This is a genomic window from Streptomyces sp. NBC_01571 (assembly GCF_026339875.1).
Taxonomy (GTDB): Bacteria; Actinomycetota; Actinomycetes; order Streptomycetales; family Streptomycetaceae; genus Streptomyces.
This window is the reverse complement of sequence record NZ_JAPEPZ010000001.1, coordinates 6,424,480-6,440,065: the sequence shown is the minus strand read 5'-3', so window position 1 is coordinate 6,440,065 and position 15,586 is coordinate 6,424,480. Positions and strand designations below refer to the sequence as shown.

General features: G+C 71.4%; 13 protein-coding genes. 6 read left to right on the top strand and 7 right to left on the bottom strand.

The features are described 5' to 3' along the window. Positions 1-185 precede the first annotated feature (185 nt). Positions 186-1,439: a glycosyltransferase gene (locus OHB41_RS29155; RefSeq protein WP_266701074.1), complete on the bottom strand. Its 1,254-nt coding sequence runs from the start codon at positions 1,437-1,439 to the stop codon at positions 186-188. Between the two features lie 192 nt (positions 1,440-1,631). Next, positions 1,632-3,656: a thioredoxin domain-containing protein gene (locus OHB41_RS29150; RefSeq protein WP_266701073.1), complete on the bottom strand. Its 2,025-nt coding sequence runs from the start codon at positions 3,654-3,656 to the stop codon at positions 1,632-1,634. Between the two features lie 447 nt (positions 3,657-4,103). Here OHB41_RS29150 and OHB41_RS29145 point away from each other — a divergent pair, with 447 nt between their 5' ends. Beyond that, positions 4,104-7,304 carry a tetratricopeptide repeat protein gene (locus OHB41_RS29145; RefSeq protein ID WP_266701072.1) on the top strand — a complete coding sequence of 1,067 codons (3,201 nt, stop codon included), beginning with the start codon at positions 4,104-4,106 and terminating at the stop codon, positions 7,302-7,304. A 581-nt stretch (positions 7,305-7,885) separates the two neighbouring features. Here the strand turns inward: OHB41_RS29145 and OHB41_RS29140 are convergent. Together OHB41_RS29140 and mca are read right to left on the bottom strand one after the other, a co-directional pair. Then, a complete protein-coding gene (locus tag OHB41_RS29140) occupies positions 7,886-8,146 on the bottom strand; it encodes a hypothetical protein (RefSeq protein WP_266701071.1) in 261 nt (86 codons plus the stop codon). Further along, entirely contained in the window at positions 8,139-8,999 is an 861-nt protein-coding gene (gene mca, locus OHB41_RS29135) for a mycothiol conjugate amidase Mca (protein ID WP_266706211.1), read from the bottom strand. Before mca ends, OHB41_RS29140 begins: the two co-directional genes overlap by 8 nt. A gap of 202 nt (positions 9,000-9,201) precedes the next feature. Between mca and OHB41_RS29130 the strand changes: the two genes are divergently transcribed. After that, entirely contained in the window at positions 9,202-9,600 is a 399-nt protein-coding gene (locus OHB41_RS29130) for a DUF4307 domain-containing protein (RefSeq protein WP_266701070.1), read from the top strand. A 178-nt stretch (positions 9,601-9,778) separates the two neighbouring features. Next, the gene (gene greA / locus OHB41_RS29125) at positions 9,779-10,276 is read left to right on the top strand and encodes a transcription elongation factor GreA (RefSeq protein WP_266701069.1); all 498 of its coding nucleotides are present in this window, start codon (positions 9,779-9,781) and stop codon (positions 10,274-10,276) included. Between the two features lie 139 nt (positions 10,277-10,415). Here greA and OHB41_RS29120 read toward each other — a convergent pair whose 3' ends face one another. From OHB41_RS29120 to ilvA, 3 genes are all read right to left on the bottom strand, one after another. Further along, positions 10,416-11,267, bottom strand: coding sequence for an ABC transporter permease (locus OHB41_RS29120; RefSeq protein ID WP_266701068.1), 852 nt, complete (start codon positions 11,265-11,267; stop codon positions 10,416-10,418). Further along, positions 11,264-12,274 (bottom strand): efflux ABC transporter ATPase subunit, DrrA-related, encoded by a 1,011-nt coding sequence (locus tag OHB41_RS29115; RefSeq protein WP_266701067.1) that lies wholly within the window; start codon positions 12,272-12,274, stop codon positions 11,264-11,266. Before OHB41_RS29115 ends, OHB41_RS29120 begins: the two co-directional genes overlap by 4 nt. 267 nt (positions 12,275-12,541) lie before the next feature. Continuing rightward, positions 12,542-13,771: a threonine ammonia-lyase gene (gene ilvA, locus OHB41_RS29110; RefSeq protein ID WP_266701066.1), complete on the bottom strand. Its 1,230-nt coding sequence runs from the start codon at positions 13,769-13,771 to the stop codon at positions 12,542-12,544. A 170-nt stretch (positions 13,772-13,941) separates the two neighbouring features. On the opposite strand from ilvA, the gene OHB41_RS29105 reads away from it, so the two are divergent. From OHB41_RS29105 to OHB41_RS29095, 3 genes are all read left to right on the top strand, one after another. Then, the gene (locus OHB41_RS29105; RefSeq protein ID WP_266706209.1) at positions 13,942-14,439 is read left to right on the top strand and encodes a MarR family winged helix-turn-helix transcriptional regulator; all 498 of its coding nucleotides are present in this window, start codon (positions 13,942-13,944) and stop codon (positions 14,437-14,439) included. A 311-nt stretch (positions 14,440-14,750) separates the two neighbouring features. Further along, positions 14,751-15,248, top strand: coding sequence for a sigma factor-like helix-turn-helix DNA-binding protein (locus OHB41_RS29100; protein WP_266701065.1), 498 nt, complete (start codon positions 14,751-14,753; stop codon positions 15,246-15,248). Continuing rightward, positions 15,245-15,493, top strand: coding sequence for a hypothetical protein (locus OHB41_RS29095; protein ID WP_266701064.1), 249 nt, complete (start codon positions 15,245-15,247; stop codon positions 15,491-15,493). The genes OHB41_RS29100 and OHB41_RS29095 overlap by 4 nt, the downstream gene beginning before the upstream one ends. Positions 15,494-15,586: the final 93 nt, after the last annotated feature.

Below are 15,586 nucleotides of genomic sequence, written 5' to 3'. Positions count from 1 at the left end.
CGTATCGACAGGTTCAGGGCGTTCGCGGGCAGGGCTCCTGGAACCACGGCATGCGGAACCGACGTCGGTCCGCCGGGCGGGTCCCCGGCGGGTCGCTTCAGGTCCTGGCGGCTCGCTTCAGGCTCTGGCCGATCACTTCAGGCCCTGGCGGATCGCTCATCGGGCCTGACGGATCGCTTCAGGCCCTAGCGGGCGACTTCGGCCTCCGTGAGGTGCGCGCCGATGTGACTGGTCAACTCCCAGTCGTTCCGGCCCCTTTGCTCACGCCACACGGCCCGGACGGCCGCGCCGGCGAGGAGCACCTGGTAGAAGGGGCCGCCGACGACGAGCTTGAGATAGTGCACGAAGCGGACGCGGAGTCCGTACTGCTTGCCGAAGTCGTGCAGTCCGACGAGTTCGAAGACGAAGGTGACCAGGGCGGTCACGGCCGGCAGGAAGGTGATGAAGGCGATGCCGACGGGCACCTCGAGGAAGAGCGCGACGGCCACGTCGAGCGGGATGACCACACCGGAGACCGCCTGCAGATACGGCGTCATGAGCGTGTAGCGGGCCAGCAACCGCTGCCAGAAGCCCGGCAGTTGCTTCCAGTCCTTCTTGCGGTAGACCTGCAGGAAGCCCTGGTTCCAGCGGGTGCGCTGCTTGAGCAGCGACATCAGGGTGCCGGGGGTCTCCTCCCGGGTGACCATGTCGGAGTCGTAGGCGACGACGACCTTCTTGCCGACGCTGGACAGGCGCACCCCCAGGTCGCAGTCCTCGGCGAGGCAGTCGGGATCCCAGCCGTCGGCCTCCCGCAGCACGTCCGTCCGGACGAACACGGTGTTTCCGCCGAGCGGAATGAATCCTTTCTGCGCGTGCAGATGGAGCCGTGAGCGGAACCAGAAGAAGTACTCCAGGCAGTTGCGGAGGCTGTACCAGCTGGAGTTGAAGTTGATGAGCTGGACCCCGCCCTGGACGACGTCCGCACCCGTCGTGCGGAACGCGTGGTCGACATGGGCGAGCAGTTCCGGGTGCACCTGGTCCTCGGCGTCGAAGACTCCCACGACGTCGCCGCGGCAGTGCGGCAGCGCCGTGTTCATGGCCTTCGGCTTGTTCTTCCGTTCGTGCTGGTCGACGACGACCCGCACCCGTGCGTCACGGGCCGCGGCCTGCCGGGCGACCTCGGTGGTCTCCGGATCGTCGTGTCCGACGATGACGATGATCTCGAAGTCCGTGTGGCTCGACTCCAGCAGCCGCTGGATGGTGTGGTCGAGCACGGCCTGTTCGTGGCGGGCCGGCAGCAGCAGCGAGAAGGCGAGCCGGTCACCGCCGTCCGGTCTGCTGAAGCGGGTGGAAGCCAGCACTTCGGGCGTACGCCACGCGTGCATCTGCCACCACAGGGTGAAGGCGGCCATCCAGAAAAGGGCCAGCGAAACGGCAGCGATGAAGACAGACGTGAGCAACAGATCCCCCCAGATCCCCAAATCCCCCAGGCGCGACGGCGTGTCACATCCGCCGCGTCACCGAGCAGAGACTATGGGTGATCTGTGAAGCTCACAGGTTGTTCCGGTGAAGACCACGTTTCATCACACTCGGATGATTTGCTGAACAAATCGAACGCTCGTCGCGTTTGAGTCGGTTGGGGATCAGCCGTTTCAGCCGCTCAGAGCCGTACGAAGACGGTCGGGATCGGTCGTCGGAGCATCACAGGTGAAGTTACGGCAGACGTACGCGGCCGGTCCCCCGTCCACCAGCGGGCGGTCGGCGAGCAGCGGAAGCTCGTCACTCTCCGCGGCACCCACGGCGACGACGGCACCCGGCGCGGTGCCCAGCAGCGCCGTCCGGTGCAGCGCCCGGGTCATGGCGTCGCCGGCCGGCCCCACGACCGCGATCTCGCGCGGCCCGTCGAGCAGCGCCTCCGCGACCGCCAGCCCCCAGCCGACGAAGCGGGGAGCGCGCGGCCCGAGCGCCTTCACCACGCCCAACGCCCGCTCGGCGGCGGCGCGATGAGGCTCGGAACCGGTGTGCGCGGCGTACGACAGCAGGGCGCCGGCCGCCGCGCTCCAGCCGGAGGGCGTGGCGTTGTCGGTCGGGTCCTGGGGGCGGCGGATGAGCTGCTCCGCGTCGGCCGCGGTGTCGTACAGACCGCCCGACTCGGGGTCGGTGAACTGCGCGAGCACATGGTCGAGGAGGAACCCGGCGAATTCCAGCCAGACGCCTTCGCCGGTCACGGAGGCCAGCGCGAGGAAGCCCTCGGCGACGTCGGCGTAGTCCTCCAGCACCCCCGCGTTCGCGCCGGCACGGCCGTCCCGGCTGGTACGGGCCAGCCGCGCCCGGTCGTCCATGTGCAGGCGTACGAGGAGGTCGGCGGCGCCGATCGCGGCGTCCACCAGGTCGGGGCGGTCGAAGTACGCGCCGGTCTCCGCGAGCGCGGCGATCGCGAGCCCGTTCCACGCGGCGACGACCTTGTCGTCACGGCCGGGCGCCGGGCGGTCCGACCGGGCGGCCAGCAGCAGACGGCGCACGCCGGCCACCTTCTCGCTGTCGAACACGCCTTCCTGCTGCGGGAGTTGCAGCACGGAGGAACCTTCCTCGAAGGTGCCCTCCGCGGTCACCCCGAAGTACTGGGCGGCGAGTTCGGCGTCGTCCCCCAGGACCTCGCGCAGCTGCTCGGGCGTCCACACGTAGTACGCGCCCTCGACGTGCCGCCCGCTCCCGTCGTCGCTGTCGGCGTCGAGCGCGGAGGCGAAACCGCCCTCGGCGGTCCGCAGTTCACGCACCATGAAGTCGGCGGTCTCCAGGGCGATCCGGCGGGCGAGCTCGGAGCCGGTGGCACGCCAGAGGTGCGCGTAGACACGGCAGAGCAGCGCGTTGTCGTAGAGCATCTTCTCGAAGTGGGGGACCACCCACTCGCGGTCGACGGAGTACCGGGCGAACCCTCCGCCGAGCTGGTCGTAGATCCCGCCGCGCGCCATCCGCTCACAGGTGTCCCGCGCCATCTGGAGGGCGCCCTCGGAGCCGGTGCGGGCGTGGTGACGGAGCAGGAACTCGACGACCATGGACGGCGGGAACTTGGGCGCCCCGCCGAAACCGCCGCGGGCGGCGTCGTACTCCCGGGTGAGTCCGAGCAGCGCCCCGGCCAGCTCCTCCTCGCCGGGCACCCGGTCGTCCCCGAAGCTCATCTCGCGTCCGGCGAGGTCCCGCACGATCTTCTCCGCGACCTCGGCGACCTCGTCGCGCCGCTCGGCCCAGGCGCCGTGCACGCCCTCCAGGATCTGCCGGAAGCCGGGCATGCCGTGGCGGGGGACGGGCGGGAAGTACGTCCCGAAGTAGAAGGGCTCGGCCTCGGGCGTCAGGAAGACGGTCATGGGCCAGCCGCCCTGGCCGGTGGCCGCCTGCACGGCCTCCATGTAGACCGCGTCGACGTCCGGACGCTCCTCGCGGTCCACCTTGACGCTCACGAAGTGCTCGTTCAGATACGCGGCCGTCGTCTCGTCCTCGAAGGACTCGTGCGCCATGACGTGACACCAGTGGCATGCCGAGTAGCCGACCGACAGCAGGACGGGGACGTCACGCCGCCGCGCTTCCTCGAAAGCCTCCGGCGTCCAGGGCCACCAGTCGACCGGATTGTCAGCGTGCTGAAGCAGATAAGGCGAGGTCACACCAGCCAGCCGGTTCATGCGCCCCAGCCTCTCACAACGCCCGGCCCCGTCGGCCAGGCCCGCACGGGCTCTGCCTCGCTTGGCCGAGCCGCACCGCGTGCCGTCACGTCCTGGACGACAGCGTCCCCTTCGGGGAAGGGGCCGCCCGCGACGGCGTACCGGACGCCCCGGCATCACAGGACAGTGGACCGAGGCCGGCAGCGCTGGAACCGTCGAGGCTCCCCGGAGGAGGGACATCATGACCGCCGAGACGGTGCCGCCCGCCAGGCACCTTCGGCGCCCCGCCCCCTGCTGATCTCCGGGGACAGGGTCCACGCCTCCACTCCCCCGTGCCGTCCGGCACGGCGGAGAAGCGCCGCTCCAGCGGGCGCGTACCGCCCTCCGGTGATCGCCGCCCTCTCGCGCTCACGCCGCCCACCAAGGACACTTGACCACAAGGGAGTTGCCGCCGGAGGGGGACGTGACATGCGGGACAGCCACCGGACGGAGGCCGAACGGCTGTTGGCCCGGGCCGTCGAGGAGGAGGTACGGCGCTCGGGCGGACGTACGGACGGAGCCGTGCTTCTGTCACGGGCCCGCGCCGAGCTCGACACCCTGGGCCAGGCCGCCGCCGAGGAGTACGCGGCCTACACCCGCGCCCTCGACGCGGCGGACACCGGCCGGCTGACGTTCGCACAGCGCTACGCCCGGGAGGGCGCCGGAACCCCACTCCTGGTGGCGGCCGTTGCCGCGGTCGCCGCCTGCGCCGCGGACCTGGCGCTGGGTACCGGCGCGGGCACGGCGATCGGCGCGGGAGCGACGGTCGCGGTGGCGGCCGCGGCGGCCACCGTGCTCAAGGTGACCGCCACCCACGTGCCCGCCGCGAGCCGCCGGGCCGGAGCACTCGGCCGGCCCGGCGGTCCCGAGCAGCTGCGGCTGCAGTGGCTGACCGCCCTGGACGTCCGCGGCATCCGCCCCTTCCTCGACCAGCAGCGGGTGGTCAGCGCCTCCGCGGGCGCCAAACAGGGTGCGCCGCAGCTGCGCCGCACGGACAAGAGCGCGGCCGCGCGCCGGCGCAGCGTGCTGGAGCAGTCGTTCGGGCAACTGCCCGAGCCGGACGGTCCGTTCGCGGGGCGCCGGACCGAGCTGGCACGGGTCGCCCAGTGGGTGCACGCGGCACGCGCCAGCACGGAGTCGAAACCGACGGTGGTGGTGCTGCACGGCGTGCCCGGCTCCGGCCGCAGCACCCTCGCGATCCGGGCGGCGCACAGCCTGCGGGACCAGTTTCGGGGCGCGTGCGTGGTCGACCTGCGCGGCGACAGCACCGAGGAGGCGCCCCTGACCACCCGCGACGCCCTCCTCCACCTCCTCAACCGGCTCGGCGCGCCCCGCGAGCAGCTTCTCTTCCGTGAACGTTCCTCACCGGACCAGCAGGTCAGGCGGCTCGCCGAGCTGTACCACCAGCACCTGACGGGTCTGCCGGTCACGATCGTGCTCGACGACGCCTCCGACGCCGAGCAGGTGCGCACCCTGGTCCCGGAACGCTCGGAGAGCCTGGTCCTGGTCACCGCCCGCACCGCACTCGACCTGCCCGCCGACTTCCCCGCCTGGGTGCACCAGCTCCCCGTCGAGGCGCTCGACGCGGCGGGCGCCGAGGAACTGCTGAACGCTGCCGCCCAGGACGCGTCGGACCCGTACGACGCCGAGGCCTCCGACCGGGTGCGGGAGCTGTGCGGCAGTCTCCCGCTGGCGCTGCGCCTCGCGGGTTCCTCGCTCGGCGCCCGCACCTCGCGCGGGCTCGCCGCCGACCTCGGGGCGTACGGTCCCGTGGAACCGGTCGAGCGGGCGCTGTGGCTGCGCTACACCGACCAGACGGACGCGGCACGGCGGCTGCTGCGCCGGCTGGCGCTGGCCGGCCGGGCCTCACTGGGCACCGCCGCGGCGGCATCCCTGCTGGCGACGGACGAACCGGAAGCCACCCGCCACCTGACGGCACTGGCACAGGCGGGCCTGATCGACCACGTCCGCGGCAGCCGCTACCGCCTGCACGACCTCGTCCGGGCCTTCGCGCAGGCACGGCTGCTGGACGAGGAGAAACCCGCCGAGCGGACGGCGGCACAGGAACGCCTGATCGTGAACTACGCGGAGCTCGCGGACTCGGTGATCCGGCTGGTCGACGGCAAGACGTCCACCCGGGCCGACCAGTTCGGCCCGCACGGGTTCACCTCCCTCGACGCGGCCCTGCGCTGGCTGGACGACGAGTCGAGCTTCATCACGGCGGCGCTGCGGCACGCGGAGGGCGTGGACCAGGCGGCCGTACTGCACCTTCTGGGCGCCCTGTGCGACTACTGCCTGCTGCGCGGCGACCTCTACCGCCTGGGCGAGATCAGCGAGCTGACGCAGGCTGTCGACCAGGGGCTGCTGGTCCGCTCGGTCCAGTGGCGCACCGGCATCGCGGCCCGCCAGCTCGGCGAGCTGGACAAGGCCCACACCACCCTGTCGTCCGTGGTGAACCTCTACTTCGAGGCGCACCACGACGCGGGCGCGGCCCGCGCCCTGTGCTCGCTCGGCATCACCCTGCACCACCAGGGCAACCTCACCGAGGCGGCGGCCAGGCTTCAGGAGGCCATGGACCTGCAGGTCTCCCCCGACCTCGCGGCGGACCGCGCCTGGACGATGCACGCGCTGGCCGCGGTGGAGCGCGACCGCGGCCGGATCGCGACCGCCCTGGCGCTGCTCACCGAGGCCCTCGTCCTGCACCACGAGGGCGAGTCCGTGCACGGCGAGGCCTGGGCCCACTTCCAGCTCGGCCAGCTGGGCCTGCGCATGGGCGACGTACCGCGCGCGGAGCGGGAGCTGCACGAGGCCCTCGATCTGTACGGACGTACCCGCGACGCCCGTGGCGAGGCCTGGGCCCTGACCCAGCTGGCCCGGGCCCGTCTCGTCGACGGCGACCCGTCCACCGCGGTCACGGGCCTGCGTCAGGCGGCCTCCCGGCACCGGGAGAACGAGGACGCGCGCGGGGAGGCCTGGACGGTGTACTACCTGGGCCAGGCGCTGGAGGAGACCGGCGACCTGGACCGGGCGGTCCGTGAGCTGGAGCGCTCCCGCTCGATGTTCTCCCGGATGCGGGACGTCTACGGGCTCGCGTGCGCGCGTCACCATTCGGCCCGCGTCACCCGCGACCAGCGCGCCGCCCAGACCGGCTCGCTGCGCAACTCGGGCTTCGCCCGCCAGCTGCTGGTGGACGCGCGGGCCGACTTCCAGCGCATCGGCGTGGCGCACGGCGAGGCGTGGACGTGCCTGGAACTGGCGGTGGTCGACGCGGGCAACGCCCGTACGCCACAGGCCCTCGCGCTGTGCGACGAGGCGGCCGGCCTCTTCGCCTCGTACGGCGACCGGCGGGGCGAGGACTGGGCGAGGTTCCTGAGGTGCACCCTGCTGCCGTACGCGTCCGCGGGCGGCCTGGAAGTGGGCAGCGCCGTCGCCCTGGAGGAACTGGCCCAGCTCTCCCGCTCCGGCCACCCCTCCCGCGACGGAAAGCTCGACGACTACGTCGAGGCGTACCAGCTCCTGCTGGAACGGGGGGTCGACCTGGACGCGGGATGGCAGGCCTGGCGCCTGCGGATGGTGCCCAGCCGGCATTCCCGGGAGGTCATGGGGGTGGCGGTCGGAAGGGTCCCGTAGGACCCGGGGGCCGTACGGCACGCCCCGCCGACCGGCGTACGCGCGACGGCTTCCGGTACCCGCGCGCCGGGAAACGGACGACACCGGGTACGCCGGAGTCGGCACCGCGTACGCCGAGATCCAACCCGCGTACGCCGGAGCCGAGATCGGCAGCGCGTGCGCCGAGATCGGCACCGGATGCGCGGGAGTCGGGCACCGCGTACGCCAGGATCGGCAGCGCGTACGACGAGATCCACCCCGCGTATGCCGGACTCGGGCACCGCGTACGCCGAGATCGGCACCGGAGACGCCGGGATCGGCACCACGTCCCGATCGGCACCACGTCCCGATCGGCACCGCGTCCGGGTCCGCGACCGGCATGCCGCCGGCCGGCGGCCGTGTCCGTGCGACGTGGACGGCCGGGGAGCCGTGGCCGCAGGGCAGCCTCGGCCGTCGTCTCGTCGGTGTCCACGCGTCCGGGCGTCACCGCCCGCGGGAGCGGCCGCCCGGGTGCGTACCCCGGCCGTCCACGACCGGCGTACGCACACCCGCTACCGTCCCGGCGGACCACTCGCGCCGCGCGGAGCGGGCGCGCCGGGGACTCAGCCCTTCGCGGGGGAGGCCTTTCCGCCCGCCGGGCCGCCGGCCCCCTTGCCGGAGGCCGCGGTGTCCTTCCCCGCCTCCTCCTCGAAGGTGACCTTGCCCAGTCGGCGGTTCATGGACTTCATCAGACCCCACACGGCCAGGGCCATCACCGCGAAGACGATGAAGCCGAGGACACCGGGGGTGACCTTGTTCTCGTCGACCTCCTTGGCGAGGGGGACGAGGTGCGTCAGTGCCAGGCTTGCGCTCATGTCAGGCATTGTCGCGGATGCCCGCAAAGAGGTCGTCCTCGGGGAGGGAGGTATCGACCAGGGACGTCGCGAGCTCGTACTCCTCGGTCGGCCAGACCTCCTTCTGGATCTCCATGGGGACCTTGAACCAGCCGCCGTCGGGGTCGATCTGGGTGGCGTGCGCGATCAGCGCCTTGTCCCTGATCTCGAAGAACTCGGCACACGGAACGTGCGTGGTCAGCGTGCGCTCGGTGCGCTCGAACTCGTTCCAGCGCTTCAGCCAGTCCCCGTACGGCGACTCCAGGCCGCGGTCCAGCAGCGCGTTGTGCAGTGCCTCGGTGCGCGGGCGGTTGAAGCCCTGGTTGTAGTAGAGCTTCCGCGGCTGGAAGGCCGGGCCGTACTCGGACTCCGGGTACTTCTCGGTGTCCGCCGCGCCGTCGAAGGCCACCATCGAGATCTTGTGGGTCATGATGTGGTCGGGGTGCGGGTAACCGCCGTTCTCGTCGTAGGTGGTGATCACCTGGGGACGGAAGGAGCGGATCTGCCTGACCAGCTCACCGGCCGCCTTGTCGACGTCCTCGAGCGCGAAACAGCCCTCGGGCAGCGGCGGCAGCGGGTCGCCCTCGGGCAGGCCCGAGTCGACGAAGCCGAGCCACTCCTGCTTGACGCCGAGGATCTCGCGGGCCTCGTCCATCTCCTTCTTGCGTACCTCGTGGATGTGCTCCTCGATGTACGTGTCGCCCTGGAGCTTCGGGTTGAGGATGGAGCCGCGCTCCCCGCCCGTGCAGGTCACGACCAGCACGTCCACCCCCTCGGACACGTACTTCGCCATGGTGGCCGCTCCCTTGCTCGACTCGTCGTCGGGGTGGGCGTGCACGGCCATCAGTCGCAGCTGGTCAGTCAAGACTCAATCCTCGGTCAGTCGGCTGTCGCCTGGGTCGGCTGTCGGCGCCCGGCGTGAATCAGCGCTGTGGGCGGCTTCTATAGTGACGGAATCGGGGGGCGAATAATTCCGGGGCCCGGTCCCTGGGCCCCTTCCAGGACCTCGGCCATGCCCCGGTCCAGGCCCTGCCGAGAGGACGATCATGAGTACGGCGCGCACACAGCTGCCCGAGGGCCGGTACGGCCGCTCCGCGGACGAGCGTGCCGACCGGAAACTCAAGATCCTCGGCAGTGTTCTCGGGGTCGCCCTGCTCGTCCTGATCGGCTGGTTCGCGTACTACTACGTCGGCGAGAACAAGATCAGCGCCCAGGTGATCACCTTCGACGCCTCGGCCGACTCCGTCCAGGTGCACCTGGAGGTGCACAAGGACGCGGACGCCCACGGCTACTGCACCCTCCGCTCGCAGAGCGCCGACGGCGCGGAGGTGGGCCGCGCGGACTTCCGCTTCGACCAGGACGCCTCGCGCATCGACAAGGTCGTCACGCTCCGTACGACCTCCCGCGGCAGCACGGCGGAGCTGCTCGGCTGTCACGCCGACTGACATCCCCGGTCACTTCACCCGTGACACCAGTCCTGACCTGGGTTGACGTAATTCTGATGTCTTATGTCCTCCCCCTTGAGCCGCTGAATTGTTAGGCTCGTGGTTTCGCCCACCCGTGAAAGAACATGCTTCTGGGTAGGGCGATGCTTTGTATTCCCAGTACCTACGAGGAGCACCTGTGACCCAGACCAGCGAGAACGTCACCTGGCTGACCCAGGAGGCGTACAACCAGCTCAGGGCCGAGCTGGAGTACCTGTCTGGTCCCGCGCGCACGGAGATCGCCGCCAAGATCGCGGCCGCGCGCGAGGAGGGCGACCTGCGGGAGAACGGCGGGTACCACGCGGCCAAGGAAGAGCAGGGCAAGCAGGAGCTCCGTGTGCGCCAGCTGACCCAGCTCCTGGAGAAGGCCAAGGTGGGCGAGGCCCCCGCGGCGGACGGCGTGGTCGCCCCCGGCATGGTCGTCACCATCGCCTTCGACGGTGACGAGGACGACACGCTGGACTTCCTGCTCGCCTCGCGCGAGTACGCCAGCGCCGACATCGAGACGTACTCGCCGCAGTCCCCCCTGGGCTCCGGCGTGAACGGCAAGAAGGTCGGCGAGGACGCCCAGTACGAGCTGCCCAACGGCAAGCTCGCCTCGGTGAAGATCCTCAAGGCCGAGCCCTACCAGGGCTGAGCCCCCCCGACCGGGCACGGCCGAACTCCGGTCCCGGAACCTTCGCTCCGATGGTGCCCCCGGCCCGCGCCGGGGGCACCGTCATGTGCGGGCCCCTGTCACCGGGCCCCGCTCCGCCGACTCGGCCGGGCGGGCCCGGTCAGGCCGTGGCGGACCGGTACTTGCGTACCGCCAGCGTCCGGAAGACCAGGATGATCACGACCGACCAGATCAGCGAGGCCCACACGGGGTGCTGCATGGGCCACGCGTCGGGTGTCCGGAAGCCCGGGGGGAGGTTGCCGAACAGCTCGCGGCACGCCTGCACCGTGGCGCTGAACGGGTTCCACTCCGCGATGTGCCGCAGGAAGGCCGGCATCTGATTCGCGTCCACGAACGCGTTCGAGATGAAGGTCAGCGGAAACAGCCAGATCAGGCCGCCCGAGGTCGCTGCTTCGGGAGTGCGCACGGACAGGCCGATGAGCGCGCCGATCCACGAGAACGCGTACCCGAGGAGCAGGAGCAGGCCGAATCCGGCGAGTACCTTGCCGAGGTTCTCGTGCGTGCGCCAGCCGACGATCACCGCGACGACCGCGAGGACGACGAGTGTGAGCGCCGTCTGCACCAGGTCGGCGAGGGTGCGGCCGGTCAGCACCGCGCCACGCGCCATCGGCAGGGAGCGGAAGCGGTCGATGAGGCCCTTGTGCATGTCGTCCGCGATGCCCGCACCCGCACCCGCCGTGGCGAACGTGACGGTCTGGGCGAAGATGCCGGCCATCAGGAACTCGCGGTAGGCCTGAGTGGTGCTGGACGAACCGATCTGGATCGAGCCGCCGAACACGTAGGTGAACAGCACCACGAACATGATGGGCTGGATCAGCCCGAAGATGAGCATCTCGGGAATCCGGCCCATGCGGATCAGATTCCGGTGGGCGATGACCAGGGAGTCGCGCACGGACTGGCCGAGGACTCCCTTGGGGGCCGGCACGGGGGCGGCGTCTGTCACGGCACTCACTTCACGGACTCCTTCTTCGCCTTGCGGCCCTTCGCGTCCGCGGCCTCGCCGTGCTCCTCTTCCTTCACCTCGGCCACATGGCCGGTGAGGGAGAGGAAGACGTCGTCGAGCGTGGGCCGGCGCAGGCCGATGTCGTCGATCTCGATACCGCGCGTGTCCAGCTCCCGGATGACCTCCACGAGGAGCTTGGCGCCGCCGGTGACGGGGACGGTGAGCTTGCGGGTGTGGTCCTCGACGGTGCTCTCGCCCTTGCCGAAGCCGCGCAGCACCCCGGCGGCGGTCGCCAAGTGCTCGCGGTCGTGCACGACGACCTCGACGCGCTCGCCGCCGGTCCGCGCCTTCAGCTCGTCGGCGGTGCCGCGGGCGATGACACGGCCGTGGTCGACCACACAGATGTTGTGCGCGAGGTGGTCGGCCTCCTCCAGGTACTGGGTGGTCAGCAGGAGCGTCGTACCGCCGGAGACGAGTTGCTTGATGACCTCCCACAGCTGCTGGCGGTTGCGCGGGTCGAGGCCCGTCGTCGGCTCGTCCATGAACATCACCGGCGGGGAGACGACCAGCGCGGCGGCCAGGTCGAGCCGGCGGCGCATGCCGCCCGAGTAGGTCTTCGCGGGGCGGTCGGCCGCGTCCGTCAGATGGAACTGGGCGAGCAGCTCGACGGCCCGGTCCTTCGCGGCCTTGGACCTCATCTGGTAGAGCCTGCCGACCATCTGGAGGTTCTCGCGGCCGGTCAGGTACTCGTCGACCGCTGCGAACTGTCCGGACAGGCCGACCCTGCGCCGTACCGCGTCGGGGTGCCTGAGCACGTCGACGCCGGCGACGACCACTTTGCCGCTGTCGGGTCGCAACAGGGTCGTCAGGCAGCGGACGGCGGTGGTCTTGCCCGCGCCGTTCGGCCCGAGGAGGCCCAGGACGGTGCCCTCGGGTACGTCGAGGTCGACGCCGTCCAGAGCCTTTACGTCACCGAAGGTCTTGACCAGGCCTTCGGCGTAGATGGCGCCTGGCATGTGAGTTCTCCACGTCTTTGGGGATTTTCACGGTGAGTTCTTCTGAGTTCTCGTGAGTACCGTGAGCACTGGTGAGTACTGGGGAGTACTGGTGTGTACTGCTGATTTCGGGTGGGTTCGGGGGAGTGAGACGAGCGGTTGCGCGCCTGCTCCGGCCCCCACGAGCGGACGGAAGACACACCGTAACGCGATGTATCGCGTTGCTCAACAGATTTTTCCATCGGGCGACGAAAGGGCATCCGACCTGCCCCGGACCTGCCTCCGACCTCAGTCGATGACCGTGTAGCCCGCCTCGCGCAGGGCGCGGCCGACCTCGGCGCAGTGCTCCGGGCCCTTCGTCTCCAGGTGCAGCTCGACCTCCACCTCCGTGAGCCCGAGCCGGGGATCGGTTCGCACGTGGCTCACGTCGAGGACGTTAGCGTCCGCCACTGACAACACCCCGAGAAGTGTGGCCAGGGCCCCGGGCCGGTCCGTCAGCCGGAGCGTGACCGCCAGGTAGCGTCCGCTCGCCGCCATGCCGTGCCGCAGGATGCGCTGCATCAGCAGCGGATCCACGTTGCCGCCGGACAACAGCGCGACGACCGGCCCCTCGAAGGTGTCCGGCTCCTGCAGCAGCGCCGCCACCGGGCTCGCGCCGGCCGGTTCGACGACCAGCTTCGCCCGCTCCAGACAGAGCAGCAGCGCGCTGGACAGGCTGTTCTCGGAGACCGTGCGCACCTCGTCCACGAGGTCACGGATGATCTCGAACGGCACGTCGCCCGGCCGTCCGACCTTGATGCCGTCGGCCATCGTCGCCGGGTTCGCGACCGGCACCGGCCGGCCGGCCGCCAGCGAGGGCGGGTACGCCGCGGCGCCCGCCGCCTGCACACCGACGATCCGCACATCGGGTCGGATCGACTTCACCGCGACCGCGACGCCCGCGGCCAGGCCGCCGCCGCCGATCCCGACGACGATCGTGCGCACCTCCGGGCACTGCTCCAGGATCTCCAGACCGACCGTGCCCTGGCCCGCGATGATGTCGGGGTGGTCGAAGGGATGGATGAACACCGCTCCCGTCGCGGCCGCGTACTCCTGGGCGGCGGCCAGCGTCTCGTCGACCACCTGACCGTGCAGCCTCACCTCGGCGCCGTAGTCACGGGTGGCCGCGACCTTCGGCAGCGGGGCCCCCGTCGGCATGAAGACCGTGGAACGCACGCCCAGCAGAGAGGACGCGAGGGCCACTCCCTGCGCGTGGTTCCCGGCGCTCGCCGCGACCACACCGGCCGCGCGCTCCTCCGGCAGAAGCCCCGCGATCCGCACGTACGCGCCACGCAGTTTGAACGAACCGGTGCGCTGGAGGTTCTCGCACTTGAGGTGCACCGGGGCGCCCACCAGCTGGGACAGGTACCTGCTGCCCTCCATCGCGGTCATCCGCGCCACGCCCGACAGCATCTTCTGGGCGCCTCGTACGTCGTCCGACGTCACCCTGGGCAAGGAGTCAGCGGTGCTGTAGCTCATGACCACCAGTCTCGCAGTTCACGCATGCGGGCTCCTTGTGTGACCACCCTCCGAGACTGGTTTCCGCAGCGCCGGTACGACCCGCCTCCCGGCCGCGTACCCTGTCCCCCAACCCAGCTCCCCACGCATGAATTGAGCCCCCGGCCATGCCCACAACACCAGAGATGTCGATGGACATGACGACCGTCGGTGACACCGGTCTTCTCGAAACGCTGCAGCACGAGGTCGCGGTGTTCGCGCGCCGTGCCGAACAGACCCGGCTCGGCGGGGTGGGGCAGGTGCGCAACTCCATGGACCGTGCCGCGTACCTCCTGCTCAACCGCCTCGACAAGGAGGGTCCGATGGGTGTCAAGGCGCTCGCCGCGAGCATGGGCATCGACTCCTCGACGGTCACCCGGCAGGTGGCGCCGCTGGTCGACACCGGCCTCGTCAAGCGCACCTCGCACCCGGAGGACGGGCGCGCCGTGGTGCTCCAGCTGTCGCCGCGCGGGCACGCCCGCCTCGAGGAAGTCCGCTCCTCCAGGCGTCAGTTGATGGCCGAACTGACGGACGACTGGGAGCCGCAGGAGCGCGAGGTCTTCTGCGCGCTCCTCATGCGCTTCAATGGCGCCCTCTCGGCCCGGATGACGCCCACGGGAGTCGCGTCGTCGGACCGGCCGACGTCCTGACCCCCGCCCCTCACCCGTCTCCTCCCCCTGGGCGTCCCCTCCCCCGGCTCCCCCGGTATCCGCGCCCCGTCCCGGCCTCCCGGGACTCCGCGGCCTCCCGGCGTCGCGTCGGCCACCCGGGGTCCCGGTGCCCGCGCCACCACCGCGCGCGTGGTGTGCGCCGGGCACACGCGCGTGATGTGCGCCGGGCTCTTGACCGGAAGGCCACGTCTGGCCTCATATGAGACCGGGCTCCTGTCGCACACGGTGCGGTCCGTCGTACGCGGCCGGAGTCTCGTTCCCCTCAGGGTCGCCCTCGGGCGGGAGGCGTGTTGCGAGAACGGCGTGCGTCCCAAGGTGCCCGCCGGGCCCGGGAGTTCGAGGCATTCGTCGCGGGCGCGGCAGGGCGGCTGCTGCATGCCGCCACACTGCTCACGGCGGAACCACCGGAGGCCAACCCGCGCGCGCGGCGCCTGCTGACACTGGCGCTGGCCCACACGTACGCCTCCTGGGACCGGCTGCGCGGCGAGGACCCGTACGACCGGGCCCGCCAGCACCTCGCCGTGCGCTTCGCACGCGGAGCCTGGCACCGGCACGGAGGCTTCGGACGGAACCGCCCCGCCCCCGCGGGCCCCCTGGCGCGGCTGACACCCCAGGAACGGCTGATCCTGGTCCTGAGGCTCTACGAGGGTGTCGCCGAGGAACAGGCCGCGGCCCTGCTCGGGCTGCCCACGGAACGCGTCAGAGCGATCTGCGCCCGCGCGACGGTGACCCTGCTCCACCCGCCGCGCGGACCGGCCCCGGCGGTGGTGGAGGTGGCACCCTCGTGACCCTGCACGAGCGCGAGACGGCCGTACGACGGCTGCTGGAGCGGACACCGCCCAAGGTGCCGCCCGATCTGTACGCGGAGGCCGTGCGCCTCGGGAGCCACATGCTGCGCCGCAGGACACTGGCCCGCCGCCTGACGTGGCTGCTGCTGTTCGCGGCGACCGTGGCCTTCGTCGTCTGGGCGGCGACGGCCCGGCCCTGGGTGGAGCCGCCGTCCCAGACGACTCCACCGCTGACGGGCTGGTGACTGACCCGGCGCGGGACGGACGGTGATCCGGCCGTCCCGGGTGACCGGCGTGCGACGGGCGGTGCCGGGCCGTCCCGCCGGTGACCGGCCGGC

Bases quoted from the DNA above. Each gene is read 5' to 3' on its own strand.
- OHB41_RS29150 (WP_266701073.1), bottom strand. From the start codon at position 3,656: ATGAACCGGCTGGCTGGTGTGACCTCGCCTTATCTGCTTCAGCACGCT.
- OHB41_RS29145 (WP_266701072.1), top strand. From the start codon at position 4,104: ATGCGGGACAGCCACCGGACGGAGGCCGAACGGCTGTTGGCCCGGGCC.
- OHB41_RS29140 (WP_266701071.1), bottom strand. From the start codon at position 8,146: ATGCCTGACATGAGCGCAAGCCTGGCACTGACGCACCTCGTCCCCCTC.
- mca (WP_266706211.1), bottom strand. From the start codon at position 8,999: ATGGCCGTGCACGCCCACCCCGACGACGAGTCGAGCAAGGGAGCGGCC.
- OHB41_RS29130 (WP_266701070.1), top strand. From the start codon at position 9,202: ATGAGTACGGCGCGCACACAGCTGCCCGAGGGCCGGTACGGCCGCTCC.
- OHB41_RS29115 (WP_266701067.1), bottom strand. From the start codon at position 12,274: ATGCCAGGCGCCATCTACGCCGAAGGCCTGGTCAAGACCTTCGGTGAC.
- ilvA (WP_266701066.1), bottom strand. From the start codon at position 13,771: ATGAGCTACAGCACCGCTGACTCCTTGCCCAGGGTGACGTCGGACGAC.
- OHB41_RS29105 (WP_266706209.1), top strand. From the start codon at position 13,942: ATGGACATGACGACCGTCGGTGACACCGGTCTTCTCGAAACGCTGCAG.